Source organism: Trichococcus sp. TS_SC_9 (assembly GCF_056156325.1).
This window is the reverse complement of sequence record NZ_CM149591.1, coordinates 1,924,749-1,945,387: the sequence shown is the minus strand read 5'-3', so window position 1 is coordinate 1,945,387 and position 20,639 is coordinate 1,924,749. Positions and strand designations below refer to the sequence as shown.

The window sequence follows — 20,639 nt, the reverse complement described above, 5'->3', positions numbered from 1 at the left end:
AATAAAAATCATGATGGAATTACCTAATTGCCCGAAATGCGGCTCCGCTTACACTTACGAAGACGGCGCGATGCTGGTCTGTCCTGAGTGCGCGCACGAATGGAGCGCGGATACTGCTGAGTCAGCAAACGAAGATCAATTGATCGTCAAGGACGCGAACGGCAACCTGCTGCAGGACGGCGACACTGTCACGGTCATCAAAGACCTGAAAGTCAAAGGCAGCTCGAGCGCTTTGAAAGTCGGAACAAAAGTCAAAGGCATCCGTTTGGTTGAAGGCGACCACAACATCGACTGCAAAATCGATGGCTTCGGTGCTATGAAGCTGAAATCCGAATTCGTCAAAAAAGCATAATAACGATTCCAAAAAAACTGGCGAGGCACCCCGAAAGGGAACCTCGCCAGTTTTTCTATTTTTATATTTTATTAGGTGATACGTTACCATTCTATCCGGCCTCACGCCTTTCATCTGTACGATGGCTGTCACCCCTGACAGCTAGGAGATATGCGTCGGATCACCGTTCCTTTCCGTTGTGTCTTATTTTTAGAAAGATTAATGGTCATCACCCCCGTTTTAATGCTAATGTTCATGATAAGCCCCATTGTTTCCGTTCAGGACTAGCAAAAAAACACATGCGAAAGCACGTGTTCTGTCGGGCAAAAGAATGAATGGGAAGATTGTTGCACAACAGATCCGCACTGACCTTGAGAAGCGCGCATTTGCAAATTCAACAAGTCCATCCTACTCACTCCCTCGTTTTCGATTGAAAAGTATCTTGCCCTTGCCTATCATCTTATCTCTATTATACTAGGATAATCTCCCGGGCTCAATTAATTTACCTGATCATTACAGAAATAAAATATTCCCCTTTATCGTGCCCAATCATTGCCTTTGCAAGGGCTATGCATTGACATTTTCCGGCGGCTTGCATAAAGTTAAAGTAAAGCCACTCACGAGCATAACAGCAAAGTTTGTCGCATAGAAACAAGGAGGTTTACCAATAATGACTACAATCATGATCACAGGCGCAAGCGGTAATATAGGGAGAGTTTTGGTGGATCATCTGAAAAAGGACTACGAACTGACTTTGGTTGATATCCATTTCCATGACATCGAGCCTGCCCTTTTGGAGGGAACAATCGTCAAGGAGCTGGACCTGACTGTCGTCGGGAACTGGGATGGCCTGCTGGAAGGGATCGATTACGTCATCCATCTGGCCGCAAACCCTTCGCCCTATGCTGCTTTCGACGATTCGCTTATTAGTTTGAACTACAAAATGCCCTATTACCTGTTCAAGGAATCATCCAAATACGAGAACTTCGTCAAGCGCATCATCTTTGCGAGCTCCTTCCATGCCGTCAACGCCTACCCCAAAAATGTGCAGATTCCCGTCGATGCCCCAGTCCGTCCGGGTGACCTTTACGGCGTCTCAAAAGCCTATTTGGAGAGCTTGGCCAGCCATTTCGCCTTTACCCAAGGACAGGAATCGATCGGCATCCGCATCGGCAACTTCGATGAAAATCTCGACAATCCATACATCAATGAAGCAGACTTGGCCGAATACGTGTCGCCCCGAGACCTTTGTCATCTCATCGATTGCGCTCTCAACGCCACGCTGATCGAGCCATTTCTGTTGGTGAACGGACTGTCGGACAATCGGTTCCCGCGCCTGGACATCTCACAGGCACGCACAGCCATTGGTTATCGGCCACTCGACGATGCCTTTGTGATGAAGGGCTTCTTTAATGATGACAACGGCGATCCTGTCGAAATCTCCAACGACGAGCATTGATTCGACGATTTGTGAACAAGTTTCCGTTTTTGTACGTTTTCGCCCACATCCGCCACCAAAGTCTATTGAAGAGCTTGAATCGAACTGATATGATGTTCAGTGGAGACAAAAGATGTTTCAGATAGACGGAGGGATGTACAATAAATGGCGAAAAAGAACAAAGGCAACCAAATCCAACGCAGAAATGTGACCCCAACAATACCCGAACTGCATAAAAATAAACAAGCGGCGGCGAAGAAAAATTTGCCCGTGGATGAAGACCCAACATTGCAAAATTCTTATAATATCACGATGTACGGTATGTTGATAGGCGCATCAATCGGCTACTTCGCCGGCAGTGTGACCATCGGTTTCGGTATCGGTACACTGATCGGTGGGGTTATCGATTTCTACCTGAATACTCAGAGGAAAAAGAAACGCGAAGCCATCTTGAAGGCACAGGCTGAAACCGAGCAGAAGTAGGTCTTTTTGCACAACGTGATGTTCGGGATGTTATTTTCGGACATGGTGTTGTGCAGCGTGAATCTTGCATAACGAAATAAACTGTAGTAAAGTTAGCTGTAACTAAATAGACCGTTTCACAAAGGGGTGCCTTCATGGCTGAGATTGAACATAGATTCTGACCCTTCGAACCTGTTCGTTAATACGAGCGTAGGGATTGTGATTGAGAAATGAACTTCATTCTCCTCCTTTGTTGATGGTATATTATGCCCAAAAAGGAGGAGTTTTTTTATGTCAAAAAATCTGAACATCTGGATCGAAGGAACCATCATCGCGGCTTTAGCGACCGTGTTGTCCTTGATTCCTTTCAATATCGGCCCTAGTTTTTCCGTAACGGTTGGGGCGCCGGTCATGATGCTTTACTGCCTGCGCCGCGGCTTGGTTCCCGGGTTCTTCGCCAGTTTCCTGTGGGGTGTGTTGCACATCCTGATCGGGACGGCCTACATCCTGACACCGCTGCAAGGATTCATCGAGTACTTCATCGCCTTCGGTTTCACCGGCTTGGCCGGTCTGTTCACGCCGAAAGTCCAACAAGCGATCGCGGACCAAAACCAAAAGGCATTGGTATGGCAAGTCATTTTGGGCACCATCGTCGGCACCATCGGTCGTTACTTCTGGCACACAATCGCCGGCTACTATTTCTGGGGATCCTACGCCCCAGAAGGCTGGAGCGCATGGTTCTACTCCATCACGCTGAACGGCGCAAGCGCCTTGGCGACCGGTGCATTCACCATCATGGTACTGGCCGTCATCGCGAAAACGAACCCGCAGTTGTTCATACCGAAAAAATCGGTGCGCGGGTACTGAGCGGATGCCGAATAACTGTATGCTAGCGAACCGCGTCGGCTGTTTGGGGTAGAACGCAGATAGAACGGCCGACGCTTCCGGGTGATGTAGACTGTTAACGCTGACGAACAGCCAGAACAGCCTACACTTCCGCGGTTTGTCGACTGTTTACCTTGGATCGCTAACTGAACTGTTGACGAATCAATTTTTATCGTGTAATAAAACCAATAAAGCAGAGGCATCCTCGAAAATTGGAGGCTGCCTCTGCTTATTTTATTACTCTACTAGTCCGGATTGGCGTTCCAGCGTGAAGCCCTTCCCTGCGACCTCGTGAACCTGTCCGATGATTACGAATGCAAATGGATCGATATCATTGACCAAAGCATTGATGGCGGAAAGTTTACGCTGCTCGATGACGCAAAGCACAGCTTGCTGCTGCACCCCTTCAAAAGCCGTTTCAATGTTCACCAGCGTCAGCCCAACATCCTGGACAAACAGTAGCGCTTTTTTAATTTCTTCAAACTTTTTTGAAATGATAAAAAGCTGCATCTTATTCGTTCCGGTGACCATGACTTTATTTATGACGATGGATGTCAGGAACACCATAATGAGCCCGTAAAGGATCTGTTCCATACTGGAAAAGAACGCCTGTACCAGCAGAAAAATGACGTCGAACGCATACATCCCCACCGCAACCGGAATGCGGAAATGCTTGTTCAGGAGCAGTGGTGGAATGTCCATTCCACCCGTTGAAGCGCCGACCTTGAACACCAGCCCGACACCCAACCCGCAGAGGATCCCTGCATAGATTGCCGAAAGTAAAATATCATCGGTCATGTCCTGCAATGCAGGTACTGTCCGAAAAAAAGTTAAAAACGTCGGAAAAATAATCGTGCTCAAAATCGTAGTCAATGCGAATTTCTTGCCCAACAAGGCTGCCCCGACAAAAAACATGAAGCCATTAAAAACCAACACAACCAAAGAGATGTTCAATCCAAAAAAATGATTCAAAATAATGGCAAGCCCCGTCGTTCCACCGGCAATCAGATTCTTCGGCAGGATAAATGCCGCAATCGCAAATGCGACAATGATATTACCCGCAACAACCGCAGCAATCGGTTTTAAAGTGTGCAGTAGTTTCAAAAATGTCACTCCTTTTTCTGAGATTTAAAGCAGTTGGATACCTCTCCAGAAAGAGGTATCCACGCCATTATAACAGATAAATGGCCGATAGAAAGAGTAGTATGTACCTTTGAAAATTGTTTAAAGAAAAATAGGATTCCCGACATCAATACGATGAAGGAAATCCTATTTTGAATAATTATGCGGCCAAGAAGACTCGAACTTCCACGGGAGATACTCCCACCAGCCCCTCAAGCTGGCGCGTCTGCCATTCCGCCATGACCGCAAAACCAACTATTTCATTATACTTTTGAAGAACATTTCTGTCAACGTCTGCTTACTGATTTTCTTTATATTAATAAGACCATGATTATTTAACAATATACGCAAATATGAAACATTGCAATATGCTAATACTACCAATATATATTGGATAATGAATTGAATTATACGCATGTGTACAAAATATAAAGAATCCTACTCGCAAAAAATATAAAAGACATCAACTGACCCCAAAATCAAGGGACAATCTATAATTTGTACATATCTACTCAACTTTTGCGTTCAAAATTATACGATGATTCATTGATTCATCTATGTTAACGGCCTTTTCAGAATTGACAGATGATATTATGTTGATGCATGGGGGATTTCGGTATGTGCTTGCAGAAAAATCATAAGATGAGTAGTGCAATTCCATTATCGTGGTCTTTCACTACTCACCTTAGTGTGATTTAAAGAACTTTTTATCTCTTTCATATTAAGCCCCAAATATTCCAAATTTCCACCTACCTAATGAATCGTATACAAAATCCATCTTGAGATATATGCTATTCAGTAAGCCTCACGTTATGCAAACCATAGTCAGTTTGTTCACCTGCAACACTACTACCGACAACAGCATATTCGAAAGTGCCAACAATTACTCCTTTTTTCTTTTTACTACCTTCTGTTTCTTCTTCAGAATATGATTTAATTTTAAATGCAGCGAATCCTACAATCGTAACCTCTTTTTTGCCGTTCACATCCATACTATCAACTATCGGGATGAAAGCTATTTTGTCTTTTGTAAAACTTTTTCCGGTCATGGCTCCAGTTTCAGTTTTTACCTTCTCATTCACATAAATAGGTTGATCATACCCTTTTGTAATCAGGTTCTGGAATAGATTAGCTCCCCCTCCTTTAAATGCACTGTTTTTAAAACTTGTTAAAGTCCCGAAATCCAATCCACCAAAGTTTCCGTTAGACCCGTCTCCTCCACCTTCTTTCAAAGTATATTCATGTCCAAAGATGAAAGTCTGTTGCACAACACCTACAGGAATTACCCCTATGACACCATCCGCGGGACTAATGGATGCGGTGGCACTGGCAGTCACATTTGCGCTATTTAGTCCAACAACATGCGCAAATGAATAATCCACTTGCTTTGTTGCGGTTACGGTTACACTATCAGCATCAGGAACAATTATAGGAACAATATCTGTGTATCCGTTTGAATCGAAGTAGGCATCTGCACTGCTTGTCGCATCAGCCCCTTTGGGCAAGTCGTACGCACCAGCTAAAGCTGCTGCATCTACTGCATTTTGCAACTTCGCTTTTTCTACATATACACTGCCTACATCTACAACAAAAGCCATAATAGCCAATAGTATCGCAAATATTCCAACAAAAAAAACTAATGCCTGTCCGTTTTCTTCATTCTTTAATTTTCTTAATTTTTTCAGCATTGCCTTCCCTCCTTAGTAAAAGAATTTCTCTGAGAGCCATATATCTTTCATTGATGTCTTTTACCTATTTTCTGACAGAGATTGCGTCACCAATCCGTAATTTTCCGCTCAATGTGTGCGCATTGCTCTCAATTACATATCTTGCTTTCCTGACAATCGGAGAAATTCTTCCTGGTTTCATCGCGGGCATAATATGGACGACCCTATCATCGGAATCCACAAATATGACATCAATAGGGAATCTCATGAAAAAACAATGAACACTGTTACATGGTTTTATGATCAGACCTGCCTCTTCAGGCAAATCCTTTTTCCCCATCAAGCCCAAGAATCGGCTGATAAAGTTATCCGCGACCTCAGCATTCTCTAAAATAACCTCATTCGTCTCTATCATCACTAGTTTGCCCATATCACATCTTACCTTCCAGCACATTTTTTGCTTTTTCTTGTTGCTTGAGACTTTTTACTTCCGTTCTGTACACAAATGTATATCCTCCAGTTTCAAATGTATCCTGATCAAATATTTTACTCTGTGTCAGAACTTCCCCATCAATCATGAATATACCTGGAGCTTCCGTATTCAATAGTAGGTGAAATGGTTTGTAGCCTTTTGAAAGCGATTTGTATCCTTCAATCCATTTCATCCCTTTGTTATTTTTCACCACGGCAAGGTTCAAAGTATATTTGTATTGGGATTCCTGGATACTTATATCCGCAGTTTTATTATGTCCCCCAAAAGAAATGGATATTTCTGAGGCATTCTTCGGTAATTGGAATTTCATCATAGAATCGATGGAATCTTTTTTGTAGTACTCCAAATAACCCAGTTTATTCATTTTTTTCTTGACTAAGACGAAATACAGTAGCCGACCAGTCGCAACAAACGAAATCAGCAGCACGGTTATCAGAATAATGATACCCTGATTATTTTGGAATGCGTCTTTCAGTGTTATTATCAATAGGTCTGTTCCGGACACGACAGAAACCGCAACCAACAGATCCATCGTCACCACTGTCAAAGGATCCACAGCTACTAAACTTAACTGAATGTTATGATTATCCAAATTGATGCCATCGGACAGTTTCACCGCGACAACACCGTCCAGTATTTCACCTGATTCCAACAAAATTGGAGTTGATTGTACATTTCCGATTGCAGGATCGACTTCGACTGTTATCGTTTCACTCCTACCGGAATAATTTTCCAAATGAATCGGAATGCTAATCTTCCCCCCGGCTTTTCCAAGCAAATCAGCCTTTGGAATTGTACCCACGACCTCTCCTGATGAGACCACCCTATAATCTCCCAAATCCACTTCCAACTGGAACATTTCTTCTTTATAGACCCCTTGCACAACCAAAGACGCGGAAAATTCACCTTCTTGTTCAAATGGCATAACCGCTGAATAGATTCCATCTCCACTAACTAAGTCACAGCTGGCTTCATCCGAATTGTCTGATAACGCCTGCATTTCTTGTCTCCCATCAGCATAGTTTTTCACCAAATTAAAGCTGGTGATTTCTATACCTTGTTGACTGTCGACCACATTCTCACGCATCTCGAGATATCCGGTGACCTTTTTACTTTCTGATAGCTTATAGGTAAGGTTGTCTTTTTCGTACTCATCCGTTCTCAAAGTAGGCAATTCTTGGACTTTTATGTTTGTCAAACTTTTCGTGACCAAAACATCACCATCTTTGACGATCGTCTCCAAGGAATAGGAACCTTGTTGATCTACTTCATCATATGTGCCTACATAGTAACCATCCTTTAAGGCCAACTGAATACTGTTCGGTTCAGGTATGTCGTTTTTTGATATCAAGACTTCAATTGTCATATCAGGGGACAGTTCCCCTAGCACAGCAACTGCCACTGTAAGTGGTTCATTTACAGGATGCTGCATGTTTGTCTGCGGTTCTACCATCCAGGATTTGAAGAACAGATCCTTATCTCCGAACAGTTGAACGTTACCATCCCCATTTACGATTAATTGCCAATCACCGGTCAATTCCTTCTCATACTGATTCAATGTGATGATGGTATAATTATCGTTCTTTTGCACCCCTAAATTTTGAGGTACCGTCTGCCCATCTGAAGATACGATGGATACATCCAATCCAGCATTTTCATTTGCCAAAACCATCGTCACTTGGGAAGTATAGGGATCAACGGAAAAGGGAATGGCATGCTCTCCCTGGATATCCAAGCTCTCATTGAAGACTGTTTGACGATTCTTCAGCATACGAAGAACCTCAAAAAAATTGGTTGCAATTGCACCGGGACTTTCAATGAATTTTGCTTCACCATGGGAATCATCTGCAATTTGTTGCAGAATGCTCTGATCGGAATTTCCAAATCCTAGTGTATAAATCGGATAATCCTTTAATCCAACATTTGCCGTTGTTGCCCAAATGCTATCCATATATTCTGACATGAAATCCGGATTATCCCTTTGAGCCGAGTTTGGATCAGGCACTCCATCTGTCAGAAAGATGATTACCTTTCGGACATCTTGCTCTGCAAAACTGTCAAGCTGATACTCTGCAGCTTGTAAAGCTTTTAAATAATCCGTATCCCCCGACGCCGTTATGGCAGGGGCAAGTGTAGACTTCAAATTTGCTTTATTTTCCATGCTTAACACCTGTTGCATGGGGATTGCTTCCACTGCATCAGTAGAAAACATGACGACACCGAAATAGTCATCGGGGCTCAGCAGATCAATAAAGATTTCCGCCGCTGTCTTTCTCAAGTTATTCGGGTCCGTATCGGCCATACTCCCAGAGGTATCAATCACTAGGGAAACAGCAATTTTTTCCGAAGTAGTTGTTTCTTCCGCACAGATAGAGGGGATATTCAAAATAAACAGGCTTATAAGTATAACGACCAACGCTATTTTCTTTATGAACATGCTGAGCGTCTCCTTTCTGCTGTTCTCATTTCAAAAAATTCTCCATGATACTGATGATGGATGGTCCAACAGCTACTATCAACATCGCAGGCAATAGGCATAGTGTCATAGGAATCGTCATTTTGACTGGAATTTTCGCAGCCTGTGTTTCTAACCGTTGGCGTTTTGCGGTACGGATTGTTTCTGACTGAATCCGAAGGACGTTCCCAATATTTGAACCCAGTTGTTCAGCCTGAATGATTGAAGTGACGAATGTGGCCAAATCTTCAACCTGTGTGCGTTTCACCAAATCACGAAAGGCCTCCGAGCGGTCTCGCCCTTTATTCATCTCATTCATAGTGAATAATAGTTCATCACTCAACGGTCCTTTAAATTTGCTGGTTGTACGATAAATGGACATGTCAAAAGACAAGCCTGCTTCTACTGTTACATGCACCAAATCCAAAAAGTTAGGCAGCGCATGCTGAATTTGTTGTCTCCGTTCTTCTGACTTTGATTTCAAGACCGAATACGGAAATAATAAACCCAGTAGGACAGCCAAAAACAGGAAAGTGGAATTGTTCGGGCTTCTAAATTTTCTGGATATAACAAAATTTACCAGAACCAACAAACTTGCTAGAAGGAATTGAATCGCAATGATATTATAGTATTTCATTTTATCCAACAACCCAGCACTCGCAAGCAATGAATTGTACTTGTCACGAATGGTGGCAGGAGCAATTTTCGCCAAATTTATTACTATTTTTTCATAGGCTGGATTGATAACCCGCTTTACGAAAGGCTCATGCATTTCATCAGAAAGAGCCTCCCGCGTATCGGTAATGATCTTAACATTATCCAAACGTTCTTTTACTAATGCTTTCGGCTCGAGGAAGCGTTCGTAGATTACGTATAGAATTCCCATGCTGGTGAGAAAAACAGAAGCATAAACCAGAATTTCCATTTTTATCTTCCCCTTTATACTTTTATGTTCACGATTTTGATCAACGCGAAAATGCCGATGACCATTAACACTGCTGCTGCGATGGCCATTATCATTCCAATTGGATTTGTAATGAAGGAAAATGCTTGATCCGGGCTCGCTTTATATGTCAAAAACGCTATGGCGAATGGCATGATTCCGACTACCCAAGCAGACATGCGGTTCTGCGCGGTAAGCGTTCTTATTTCCCCTCTTAATTTGACACGCTCACGGATTGTTTCCGAAATCGTGTCCAAAATTTCTGCCAAATCGCCTCCGACATTCATTTGGATCAAAAGGGTAGTGATGAACATGTCCAGATCTTCGTCATCTGTCCGTTTAGAAAAGTCCACCAAAGCCTCTTCCATCGGTTTACCATACGCATTTTCACGCAAAACTTTTCCGAACTCATCAGCGATAGGGGCTTCCATTTCTTTCGTAATGACTGCCATCGCCTGCGAGAAACTGTAGCCTGCCCGCAAACCATTAGCAAGCAGTCCTAAAGCTTGCGGAAGCTGCGAGTTCAACCTGGCCACTCTCTTTTTCCTGACTATTTCCAAAATTACTTCCGGAACTTTATATCCCACAAAAAATCCGATGAACAAAAATAACAGGTTGCCAGAAATCAGATAGAGCAATATACCTGTTATCAAGCCAGCAGCAAGGGAAATTTTGACAAATTCGAGCGGTTTCATCTTGATGTAGGCTTGAAGCAATTTAGACTGTACATTCAAATAGTATTTTGATTTTTCCATATCTTTATTGAATTTGTTTAACCATCCGGAAATCTTATTTCTTTTCTCAACCTGGACTTCCTCACTCGAAGCCAACACATCATCTTGTCTGGTTTGTGACAGTCTTTCCTTTACAGAATGCCTATGTTCAAAGAAAAACAAGTAAATGCTATAAACGGCAGACAGGACCGTAAAAAAAACGGAAATCAACATAATCGGCAACATATCAATTCCCCTTTCTGAACATATCCGAGTGGAAATTCGATGGCTTGAAAAGGATTGCTGATACATTTTCGCCGTGAGCTTTCAATTTCGGCAAAAAGCTTGGTGTTACCCCTGTTGCTTGGTGTCTTCCTCTGACTTTTCCCTTCTCATCGATTCCTTCTTGATTGAATATAAAGATGTCCTGTAAGGTAACGGTATCTCCCTCCATACCGACAATTTCACTGACCTTCGATATTTTGCGGGTCCCATCCAACATTCTTTCGATTTGGACAACCAAATTTATGGCTGAAGATACTTGTTCCCGAATCGCGCGGGATGGCAATTCGATTCCGGACATCATGACCATTGTCTCCAACCGTGACAAGCTATCACGAGGTGTATTGGCGTGCACGGTCGTTAACGAGCCATCATGCCCCGTGTTCATCGCCTGCAGCATATCCAAAGCTTCTCCACCACGAACTTCACCAACAATAATGCGGTCTGGCCGCATACGCAAAGAGTTGACCACTAAATCCCTAATGGTTATCTTCCCTTTTCCTTCGATATTGGCCGGCCTAGATTCCAAAGTCACTACATGCGGTTGCTGCAACTGTACTTCCGCAGCATCTTCAATAGTGATGATCCGTTCATCATCCGGGATATAACCGGATAGGATGTTCAATAAGGTTGTTTTCCCGCTTCCGGTCCCTCCAGAAACCAATACATTTGTGCGTCCTCTTACGCAGTGACGTAAGAATTGGGCAAGGTCAGCGCTCAGTGTTCCGAAAGAAATCAAATCATCAGCAGTGAAAGGGTCTTTCGCAAATTTTCGGATCGTTATGGATGGCCCTTTCACTGCCAGTGGCGGGATAATGACATTGACACGTGATCCGTCCGGCAAGCGTGCATCGACTAATGGAGAACTCTCATCAACACGTCTCCCCAACGGTGAGATAATCCTATCAATGATATGCATGACATGCTTGTCATCACGAAATTCGTTATCCGTCTGCTGTATTTTCCCTTCTCGCTCAACGAATATTTTTTTGGGGCCATTTACCATTACTTCCGTAACTGTAACGTCATTCAGCAAATCCGTAATCGGACCATAATGATAAACTTCATTCATTACGGTCATATTCACGCGCTTTTTATCCGCAAAGGAAAGATGCCGTTTTTGTTCAAAAATGATGGTATTGATCACATCATTTATCTTCTCTTGCGTTCTCTTTTGTTGTGCAGAGAGATCGTCCCCTGCTTTTGATTCGGGAATTTGATCAATGACGATCTGCAAAACTTCATAGGACAATTCGTCCAAATCACTGCGCCTTTTGGCGATAACATTCTGCCCCTCCAGATTTTCACCCAGTTCCTTGTTTTCAGAGGCGCCGAAATTTCCATATGCTTCGATATTCATCATTTTCTCACCCTCTTTTGATAGGTTGCTATATTTGATTTTTAAGCTTTTAATGGTTCATCTTGTACAATTCTAAGGCAGAGTTTCTCAATATTCTTTGAAACTACATTTTTTGGATACTCCGATACCAAGGGGATTCCTCTATTTAAAGAAGACAGAACCTTTTGATAATCAAAGCCGATTGCAGCGTCCACCTTTTTGTTCAGCGTGAGCTCGATGTCTTTCTGCTTGATATCTCCCCGGATCTGCTCTTTGTTCAAGATGATCTTTACTTTTGATTGCGGGAAATTCAAATCCATCAACGTAGCCAAAAGTGCTTTCACGTTCCGTACGGAAGAAATTTCCGGTGTGGTAACAACCAAAAGTGTATCTGCCAAAGCCAATGCTGGCATCACCTTGTCCACGAAACGGGCAGGCATATCAACGACGATGTAGTCGAATGATTCCCGCAATGATTCCAAAATGATGCGGATGTGTTCCGCATTCATGTAATCATTCATTTGTTGCTGTAAGTTTGCCGGCAGTACTTTAATTCCTGATTCATGTGGCATCAGATAACTTTCAATCAAATCGCTGTCAATATTGCGAATATCATCAACTACGTCAGAAATAGTAAATTTTGGATAGAGATTCAAGGCTAATGCGGCATTGCCAAAATCGAGATCCAAATCGAGCAACACTACTCGAGCATCTTGTTTCTTTGCCAGAGAAGCCGCCAAGTTTATTGAAACAAAAGTCTTTCCTACGCCGCCTTTGGTACTGAATACGGTATACACTTGGCCAAGATCTCTTTTCCGAACTTTCTTGTTTACATTGTTGTTCTGTAGGGCCGCTTTCCTTTCACTCAGTTGATGGATCCGATAGATAGCACTTGCTACTTTTTCGGGTTCCAATGGTTTCACGAGCACATCCTTTGCGCCTGAAAAAAGGGCATTATGCATGGTCTCTTCAAGCAATTCACTTTCCAGCATAATAATTCCGAGGTCAGGATGAATGGCAGAAATTCTTTCTGCAAAAGCATAGCCTTCTCCGTTCACTCCAGCACCTAGCAGCATAATTTCAGCTGAAGATCTTTCTAGACTATCCCATGCCGCGTCTTCATCGGTGTAATCTCCAATCACATTAACGTAATCGATATTTTTCAATATTCCCATGATGTTCTGACGATCAGACTCTGTGTCAGCCAAGAGTATCAGTTTCATTTTGTTCATTTTCATTCACCGCGCTTTCCTTAAATTCATGTTTACTCCACTATATTCGCGTCCACTGGATTTCGTAACGTAAAGTAAAGACTACCATTAAGCGATGCGTTGGCAATGACGTCTGCTTGTCCGGGCGAAACCAAAATGGTTATTGATGTAGGTACCCCTGTCTGCTCTCCTTCTACACCAACTGCATTGGGACCTTTTTCCAAGATTTCTATATTCTGGATTTTTTCGACTACTGGTAGATCTTCAGCTGAAGGATAGCTAGCTAAAATGTCAATTTTATCTCCCGGCATAATATACCCTCCGATACTGTCCACTTCTGTGGTCGGGACCGTGATTGCTCGCATATTTTCCGGCACTCGATAAGCTAATGGTCCAACTCCGGTATCCAAAACAACACGTTCACTCAATATCTGTTCCCCCGCTACCAAGTCGGTGGTCGTTGTTCCGCCGACAACCTCATCAATGGAAGTCAATGCATCCGGATGAACTGCATCTTCCGAGATTTTTTTTGTTCCCAACATATCAGCGGTAACTTTTACGTGTCCCGGAATCGTGATCAATGCTACTACCACCGTTTCTGTTTTTGCTTTGTTTGCTTCACTCGCTTCTGCCACTTGGTTGAGATAAACATAAACCAATCCTGTCGTGAATAAAGCCAAAAAAGCTGTGATGATCCATACTCTTTTTTTATTCTTCATTTTCTGTTCACCCCTAGCAAATTTTATTATTAAGTTAAAAAAGTTAAGCACTACTTTCTTCATCCTATCATGATCATTCAATTCTCATGATAACTGTTGATTCCAATTGCAGCGGATTCGGTAACCCAGGAATGAAACTGGGTACATAATTATAAACTACCGTTACCGATAACGAATCACTTGAAAGCACTGTAGCATCCGCCTCATATCCGGAAGATTTACCGATGTTAGCCATGTATATTGCGACATTACTTTCTGCTGCTGCAATATAATCAGCTCCCTCCGGCAATATCACACTTGACCTGGCGCCTTCTCTTGCAGCCTGTGTAGCCGTTATTTTGGCATTTAGAATCATCCCAGTTTCAGCCATGCCGAATACCAGCAATAATAAAAACGGCAATACAAAGATAAATTCCACCATTCCCTGCCCTTTTTCGCTCCTTCGCAGTTCTACTATTTTTTTCAAGAATATCACCCTCTTCTTTTAAAAAACTTGTATGCCTTGACTATATGCAAGCAACACCATTACCGCTCCACCGGCAATCGCTACTCCGTAAGGAATGTATATTTTTTTATACTCTTTGCCGTTCTTGTAAAAGTTTTGCTCAGCTTTCATAAGTGCCTCGCTGTAGCCTCTTTTTTGGATAATGCGATTTAAAAATTGGACAAGAGCCAATAGCATCCCGCTCAGTGTATCGCGCATTTTTCTGGTGTAAACCAAGTAGACAAGTACCATCAGTCCGCCCACAAACGCAGAGTAAAAAGCCGTTTCCATTGAAAAACGCCACCCCATCAAAGCACCAATTGCTCCCATTAATTTCACATCACCAGCTCCCATACCGCCAACCACAAAAGGAATGAAAAAGATGGCCATCCCTGCTAGCAATCCAATAAAACTGTTAAGTAGTCCCGTCCCTCCTCCAGTAATTAAATTGAATAACAAGCCAACAATAATACCCATAAAGGTAATTTTGTTGGGTATCCGCCGTTCTCTGGCGTCAAATGCTGCGGATAGCGAGACCAGCATCAAAAGCAGTACATTGCTTATGATTCCCATCTTCATCAACTCCTTATTAATTTAAAATTATTTCATTTACGATTATTTTTACATTCTAATCACATAGCCATATCAGATCAGATCAGATCAGGGAATTTTATACAAAGAGCCCGCTACAATCAGCGGGCTTTTTGTATAAAATAATTTACAGAGGGTTCATTTTGTTGCTGTAGTGATAAGTGAGGATAATTTAGTGCTAATTGTCGTTCCCAAGCCCGTTGCAGTTACAGCTACTCCAATAGCCACAACAACCGCAAGAATCATTACATACTCTACCAAACCTTGTCCTTCTTCTTCCTGTACCAATCTTTTCATGATTTCCATGATCTTTACCTCCTATTTTCTATCCGTTTTTTATATAGTTGTTGTTTTTGAAATGGCTTCCCGCTTGTGAAGTCACCTCATTAAGCAACAAGTCCATTTATTAATGGAGCGGCTTACCATCGCTGGCCCACTAAAAAATAGCGTTTTCACGTGCGGCAAAAGAGTGATGTTATTATGAGCCCGCTAAATCCAACAAACTCTTTGTCAATAATAATTTACAGAGGGATCAATTTGTAGCTGTAGTGATAAGCGAGGATAATTTAGTGCTAATGGTCGTTCCCAAGCCCGTAGCAGTTATAGCTACTCCAATAGCTACAACAATCGCAAGAATCATGACATACTCTACCAAACCTTGTCCTTCTTCTTCCTGTACTAATCTTTTCATGATTTCCATGATCTTTTCCTCCTCTTTCTATCCGATTATTTAATGTAGTTGCTGTTTATGAGGCGACTTCCCCATACCCGTATAGAGGGAAATCACTTCATTCAGCAACAACTCCATTTTTCAATAGATATAACTTCTCCGGTCATGCCTACTCAAAAATAGAGTTTAAGCCTACCAAAATAACATTTAGGCGACATTTAAAAGTTGTACAATTGATAAGAAACAGATTATACTCAAATAAACAGGAGTTAATTTGGAAGCACATGTTTCTTTTTTTTCGCATAGAAAATAATATTACGGCTGGTAGGTACGGATTCCCTACTTACTAATAGTCGGTTTTTTTTGAAGGCAGTGGTGGCGAAACTTTGATGTTAAGCGTTTATTCGTGGATGAATTATTTTCGTTGAATTGCATAGGAGAGAAACTAAGTTAGAGGATTTAAATGAAAACGTAACTTGTTAATGATGTTTGAATGAATTAAATATTTTAGATGAGGTAAATTAATGGAGTCCGTCGATGGACAATTTTGGATGTAGCCGATGTTGATGTTTAACCAGCTGTTTGGGTCATGCAAGCTTGGTTGAGGTGTGTTTTATTTATGCCTTTATTTTAAATCATTTGCTTTTTAATACAATCCACATATTTAGCCTATTTGTGCAATTAATAGACACTACCGCTAAATGTGTCGTTTTTATTGACATTATATTGAAATCTATTGATTTTGAGGGGGTTTTTTTGCATGATAAATGAATCGAACAGTAGAAGTGCGCGGCGAACCAAACATCTATTCAAGGATGCATTGATGCGTTTGTTGGAAACGGAAAGTTTCGCTTGCATATCCGTTAAGGACATTGTGCAGACCGCCGAATATAATCGCACGACTTTTTATAACCATTACTACGATAAATATGATTTGCTTGATGATTTGACGCAAGACTTATTGGACGGATTGGCAGCTGCGGTAAAAACGAGCTTTAAGGATTTTCACAAAAGCCAACGCAGATCATTGAACGTGTCTAATATAACCTTTTTTAATTATGTCTATCAAAATCGCCGTGCTATTTCCTTATGCTTTCAAAATGATGATCAAAGAAAACTCACTCTCAAAAGTTTGGACACCATCTACCAAAATCTAATGGAATCTTGGCGACCACTTGTCAATTTATCAGAAAAGCAACTATCCTCTGATGCAAGAATTCTCACTTATACATTGGCTGGTGTCATTCATGGCTGGATCGAAGAAAATTTCAAAACTCCTCCCGACGAAATTAGGGCATCGTTTGTATCCTATCATAATTAATAATTTTAATGTCTAGCGTGCCCTTATTTAACTAACTTTATATATTAAAAAGCCCGAAGAATCTATTTCTATAGATTCTTCGGGCTTTTAATCTTGATATTGTTCTTATTTAGTGCTCAATCGCAACTTCCCCTTGCACTTCCCGCAGACATACTTCTTCAAATCAATCCTTCGTTTCCGCGGATAAAGTTGCCCGCACTCACTACAACTATACAGCCATCTGGGGGGCGCAATAGTCCCAACTTGACGGAGGTCCTTGACGAAGCGGCTCCCGCCGCTCTCCGTCAACAGCCTCCGGAAATCTGAATCCCGATGCTGATACCCTCGCCCCTCAATATGCAGATGATAGTGGCAGAGTTCGTGCTTCACGACCTTCTCCAGTTCTTCCGGTCCATGCAACTTCAGCACCAATGGATTGAAATCCAAGTCATGGCTGTTGAGATGGTAGCGCCCGCCTGTCGTGCGCAGGCGGCTGTTGAAGGTAGCGCGGTGACGGAACGCCTTTTGGAAAACGGTAATCGAGATGCGCTCCACCAGTTGCTGCAGTTCTTGTTCGTTCATTTATTTGTTCCTCATTATTTTTGCGGCAGCATCGTCAAAGCAACACGGCCTTTGTTCGTGTCGACATTATCGACCCATACGGTCACGATATCGCCGACTGCGACCACATCGGATGGATGTTTGACAAAGCGGTTGCTGAGTTTGGAAATGTGGACCATGCCGTCCTGTTTGACGCCGATGTCGACGAAGGCTCCGAAGTCCACGACATTGCGGACAGTACCTTGCAGTTCCATTCCTGGTTTCAAGTCTTCCATAGAGAGCACGTCTTGGCGCAGCAATGGTTGCGCGATGTCGTCGCGCGGATCGCGGCCTGGTTTCGTCAGGCCGGCGATGATGTCCTGCAGCGTTTCTTTACCGAGTCCTGTCGCTTCGCGGGCGTTGGTGCGATCCAAGGCGCCTAGCGATTCGCGGGCTTGTTCAGTGCCGATGTCCTTCAGGTTGAGGCCAGCCAGTGCCAACACTTCTTTGGCGGCGAGATAGGATTCCGGATGGATGTCCGTATTGTCGAGGATGTTCTTGCCATTGGCAATGCGCATGAAGCCAACTGATTGTTCGAAAGCTTTGGGGCCGAGGCGCGGCACTTTCTTCAATTGTTGGCGGCTGTCAAAAGCGCCGTTCTCTTCGCGGAAAGTAACAATATTATTCGCGATCGTTTTATTCAGGCCGGCGACGTGTTGCAACAATGGCGCGCTAGCGGTATTCAGGTTGACGCCGACTTGGTTGACGGCGGTTTCGACGACAAAGTCCAGTCGTTCCCCCAGCTGTTTCTGGGAAACGTCATGCTGGTATTGGCCGACACCGACCGATTTCGGATCGATCTTCACCAATTCAGCAAGCGGATCCTGCAGACGACGGGCGATGCTGACGGCACTGCGTTCTTCGACTTGGAAATCAGGGAATTCCTCACGGGCGATGTCGCTGGCTGAATACACCGAAGCGCCGGCTTCATTGACGATGACGTAATAAACGGTTTCGGCGACTTGTTTAATCTGCTCGGAGACGAACAGCTCGGATTCGCGGCTGGCGGTTCCGTTCCCGATGGCGACCATTTCCACTTTGTAGTCCGAAAGCATTTTGCGGAAAGCCGGGCCGGCAGCGGCGCGTTTTTCTTGGTTGGCCGGTTTGTGCGGATAAATAACGCTCTTCGCAAGCACTTTACCGGTCGCATCCACGATCGCCAATTTGCAGCCGGTACGATATGCCGGATCCAGGCCAAGCACAACTTTGCCTTTCAAAGGCGGCTGCAGCAACAAGTTGCGCAAGTTGTCACCGAAGACATCGATCGCTTGCGCATCGGCGGCTTCAGTCAATTCGTTGCGCAGTTCGCGTTCGATGGCCGGGCCGATGAAACGGCGGTAGCTGTCTTCGTAGGCGGCCTTCAGATAAGGCACGGCGATGCTTTTCGGATTCTTCACTACCTTTTTTTCCAAGTAAGCGAAGATTTTCTCTTCATCAATCAGAACGGCGACCTTCAGGATACCGGTTTTCTCGCCGCGGTTCATGGCCAGGACGCGATGTGAAACCATTGAAGAGATGCCTTGGGAAAATTCGTAGTACATTTCATAGACGCCTTTTTCATCCTTTTCGGTATCCTTGGCGGTGCTGACGATTTGGCCGTTTTTGCGCGTGAACTCGCGGATATGTTCGCGGTAGGCAGGTTCATCGCTGATGATTTCGGCAATGATCTCGTGGGCGCCGGCCAAAACGTCTTCTATAGTAGAAAGTTCCATTTCCTCGTTCAGGTATTCCTTGGCCTTCGCTTCAACGGATCCATTCATGGGACCATTCAATAGCCACTCCGCAAAGGGCGCTAAGCCTTTTTCGCGGGCGATAGCTGCTTTCGTGCGGCGTTTCTGTTTATAAGGACGGTATAAATCTTCGACACGCTGCATTTTTTCGGCGCGCTCGATATCCGCTTTGAGCTTCGGCGTCAGTTTGCCCTGTTCCTCAATGATGCGGATGACTTCTTCCTTACGTTTGTGCAAGTTTGTAGCGTACTGGTGGCGCTCTTCGATCTGGCGGATTTCCACCTCATCGAGCGAACCTGTCACTTCCTTCCGGTAGCGCGCGATGAAGGGAACGGTGTTGCCCTCTTCCAATAGCTGCAGTACTTTTTCGATCTGTGCGGGTCTGAATTGGTTCAGCTCGGCTTTCACCAAGCCCAAAACGATTTGTTGTGCTGTTTCTGTCATGTTATTAATTACTCCTGCCTCTCAAAATAAAACTGCCGTTTCGGCAACTTCATCATTTCTGTATAATATGGTCCTCTTTCAGACCGTTTTTGTCAAACACGACGCCATGCAGCGAACCACCGTAGACAGCTCCGCCATCGATGCCGATCTTATCGTCCGACATCCAAAGATCCGAACGGTCGTTGTCGCCGTGCAGGTAAAAGGTCGGGGTATGCCCGAACACGATCGTTTTACCGGTGCGGTTCTTCTTTTTGTGGAACGGTTCGCGGATCCAAAGGAAGTCCTCCTCGGTACCGTCATGCCAATCCTTTTTGCCCAAGTCTACGCCGGCATGGACGAACACATACTGTTCCCATTCATGATACACAGGAAGCTCCGCCAAAAAAGCGAGCAGGTCCTTGTAGTAATGCTTCATCATTAAGGCGATTTCGGTAGGCGAATACTCCTCGTTGATGCGCTCATGCAGGAAACTTTCCAGGGTGCCCAGACCGCCGTTCAGGAAATAGTTGCCCGCGAATTCCTCCGGCTTAGCAATGAAACGCAGCAGCATGTCCTCATGATTGCCCTTCAGATAGATGGCACCGTACTTTTCCACCAGTTCCTTGGCTAGCAGAAAGCACGCTTTCGGATTTTCACCGCGGTCCCCCAGATCGCCGATAAAAATCAGCTGTTGCCGCTCCCGGTCCCACTTTTCCAATAATTTCTTCAATAAGGTGATCTCCCCATGGACATCGCCCACCACAAACACTTCATCTTTCAT

Annotated in this window: 21 protein-coding genes, 1 tRNA gene and 1 riboswitch; of the genes, 5 read left to right on the top strand and 17 right to left on the bottom strand. The window is 43.7% G+C overall.

The window, feature by feature from the left end:
* Positions 1-13: 13 nt before the first annotated feature.
* The 4 genes from AC0J5I_RS09395 (at position 14) to thiT (ending at position 3,098) form a co-directional block, all read left to right on the top strand.
* Complete coding sequence (locus AC0J5I_RS09395) at positions 14-352, top strand: zinc ribbon domain-containing protein YjdM (protein ID WP_475305651.1); 339 nt, start codon at positions 14-16, stop codon at positions 350-352.
* Between the two features lie 649 nt (positions 353-1,001).
* The gene (locus AC0J5I_RS09390) at positions 1,002-1,790 is read left to right on the top strand and encodes an NAD-dependent epimerase/dehydratase family protein (protein ID WP_475299567.1); all 789 of its coding nucleotides are present in this window, start codon (positions 1,002-1,004) and stop codon (positions 1,788-1,790) included.
* A gap of 144 nt (positions 1,791-1,934) precedes the next feature.
* Positions 1,935-2,252, top strand: coding sequence for a hypothetical protein (locus AC0J5I_RS09385; RefSeq protein WP_475299566.1), 318 nt, complete (start codon positions 1,935-1,937; stop codon positions 2,250-2,252).
* A gap of 112 nt (positions 2,253-2,364) precedes the next feature.
* Positions 2,365-2,465: riboswitch (TPP riboswitch) on the top strand.
* 57 nt (positions 2,466-2,522) lie between these two features.
* The gene (gene thiT, locus AC0J5I_RS09380; protein WP_475299565.1) at positions 2,523-3,098 is read left to right on the top strand and encodes an energy-coupled thiamine transporter ThiT; all 576 of its coding nucleotides are present in this window, start codon (positions 2,523-2,525) and stop codon (positions 3,096-3,098) included.
* Between the two features lie 255 nt (positions 3,099-3,353).
* Here the strand turns inward: thiT and AC0J5I_RS09375 are convergent, their stop codons facing one another.
* From AC0J5I_RS09375 to AC0J5I_RS09310, 14 genes are all read right to left on the bottom strand, one after another.
* Entirely contained in the window at positions 3,354-4,220 is an 867-nt protein-coding gene (locus tag AC0J5I_RS09375; protein WP_475299564.1) for a YitT family protein, read from the bottom strand.
* A 181-nt stretch (positions 4,221-4,401) separates the two neighbouring features.
* Positions 4,402-4,485: transfer RNA gene (locus tag AC0J5I_RS09370), tRNA-Leu, on the bottom strand.
* Between the two features lie 544 nt (positions 4,486-5,029).
* Positions 5,030-5,926: a pilus assembly protein TadG-related protein gene (locus tag AC0J5I_RS09365; RefSeq protein WP_475299563.1), complete on the bottom strand. Its 897-nt coding sequence runs from the start codon at positions 5,924-5,926 to the stop codon at positions 5,030-5,032.
* A 64-nt stretch (positions 5,927-5,990) separates the two neighbouring features.
* Positions 5,991-6,335, bottom strand: coding sequence for a DUF192 domain-containing protein (locus tag AC0J5I_RS09360; RefSeq protein ID WP_475299562.1), 345 nt, complete (start codon positions 6,333-6,335; stop codon positions 5,991-5,993).
* A gap of 1 nt (position 6,336) precedes the next feature.
* Positions 6,337-8,835, bottom strand: a complete 2,499-nt coding sequence (locus AC0J5I_RS09355) for a vWA domain-containing protein (protein WP_475299561.1) — start codon at positions 8,833-8,835, stop codon at positions 6,337-6,339.
* A 25-nt stretch (positions 8,836-8,860) separates the two neighbouring features.
* Positions 8,861-9,778, bottom strand: a complete 918-nt coding sequence (locus AC0J5I_RS09350; protein WP_475299560.1) for a type II secretion system F family protein — start codon at positions 9,776-9,778, stop codon at positions 8,861-8,863.
* A gap of 14 nt (positions 9,779-9,792) precedes the next feature.
* Positions 9,793-10,755, bottom strand: a complete 963-nt coding sequence (locus AC0J5I_RS09345; protein ID WP_475299559.1) for a type II secretion system F family protein — start codon at positions 10,753-10,755, stop codon at positions 9,793-9,795.
* Position 10,756: 1 nt separating this feature from the next.
* Positions 10,757-12,154, bottom strand: a complete 1,398-nt coding sequence (locus AC0J5I_RS09340) for a CpaF family protein (RefSeq protein ID WP_475299558.1) — start codon at positions 12,152-12,154, stop codon at positions 10,757-10,759.
* Positions 12,155-12,192: 38 nt separating this feature from the next.
* Positions 12,193-13,368 (bottom strand): CpaE/TadZ family protein, encoded by a 1,176-nt coding sequence (locus tag AC0J5I_RS09335; RefSeq protein WP_475299557.1) that lies wholly within the window; start codon positions 13,366-13,368, stop codon positions 12,193-12,195.
* Between the two features lie 26 nt (positions 13,369-13,394).
* On the bottom strand, positions 13,395-14,060 hold the full coding sequence (gene cpaB / locus AC0J5I_RS09330) for a Flp pilus assembly protein CpaB (protein WP_475299556.1): 666 nt from the start codon (positions 14,058-14,060) through the stop codon (positions 13,395-13,397).
* A gap of 73 nt (positions 14,061-14,133) precedes the next feature.
* Positions 14,134-14,526: a TadE/TadG family type IV pilus assembly protein gene (locus AC0J5I_RS09325; protein ID WP_475299555.1), complete on the bottom strand. Its 393-nt coding sequence runs from the start codon at positions 14,524-14,526 to the stop codon at positions 14,134-14,136.
* An 18-nt stretch (positions 14,527-14,544) separates the two neighbouring features.
* Positions 14,545-15,117, bottom strand: coding sequence for an A24 family peptidase (locus tag AC0J5I_RS09320; RefSeq protein ID WP_475299554.1), 573 nt, complete (start codon positions 15,115-15,117; stop codon positions 14,545-14,547).
* Between the two features lie 156 nt (positions 15,118-15,273).
* Positions 15,274-15,441, bottom strand: a complete 168-nt coding sequence (locus tag AC0J5I_RS09315) for a hypothetical protein (RefSeq protein WP_475299553.1) — start codon at positions 15,439-15,441, stop codon at positions 15,274-15,276.
* Positions 15,442-15,667: 226 nt separating this feature from the next.
* The gene (locus AC0J5I_RS09310) at positions 15,668-15,835 is read right to left on the bottom strand and encodes a Flp family type IVb pilin (RefSeq protein WP_475299552.1); all 168 of its coding nucleotides are present in this window, start codon (positions 15,833-15,835) and stop codon (positions 15,668-15,670) included.
* 730 nt (positions 15,836-16,565) lie between these two features.
* On the opposite strand from AC0J5I_RS09310, the gene AC0J5I_RS09305 reads away from it, so the two are divergent.
* Positions 16,566-17,126 (top strand): TetR/AcrR family transcriptional regulator, encoded by a 561-nt coding sequence (locus AC0J5I_RS09305; RefSeq protein WP_475299551.1) that lies wholly within the window; start codon positions 16,566-16,568, stop codon positions 17,124-17,126.
* A 105-nt stretch (positions 17,127-17,231) separates the two neighbouring features.
* On the opposite strand, the gene AC0J5I_RS09300 is transcribed toward AC0J5I_RS09305, so the two are convergent.
* Genes AC0J5I_RS09300 through AC0J5I_RS09290 form a run of 3 tightly spaced genes read right to left on the bottom strand, consistent with a single transcriptional unit; the run spans position 17,232 to position 20,639 of the window.
* On the bottom strand, positions 17,232-17,687 hold the full coding sequence (locus AC0J5I_RS09300; protein WP_475299550.1) for a SprT family protein: 456 nt from the start codon (positions 17,685-17,687) through the stop codon (positions 17,232-17,234).
* 14 nt (positions 17,688-17,701) lie between these two features.
* A complete protein-coding gene (locus AC0J5I_RS09295) occupies positions 17,702-19,879 on the bottom strand; it encodes a Tex family protein (RefSeq protein ID WP_475299549.1) in 2,178 nt (725 codons plus the stop codon).
* 52 nt (positions 19,880-19,931) lie between these two features.
* A complete protein-coding gene (locus AC0J5I_RS09290; protein WP_475299548.1) occupies positions 19,932-20,639 on the bottom strand; it encodes a metallophosphoesterase family protein in 708 nt (235 codons plus the stop codon).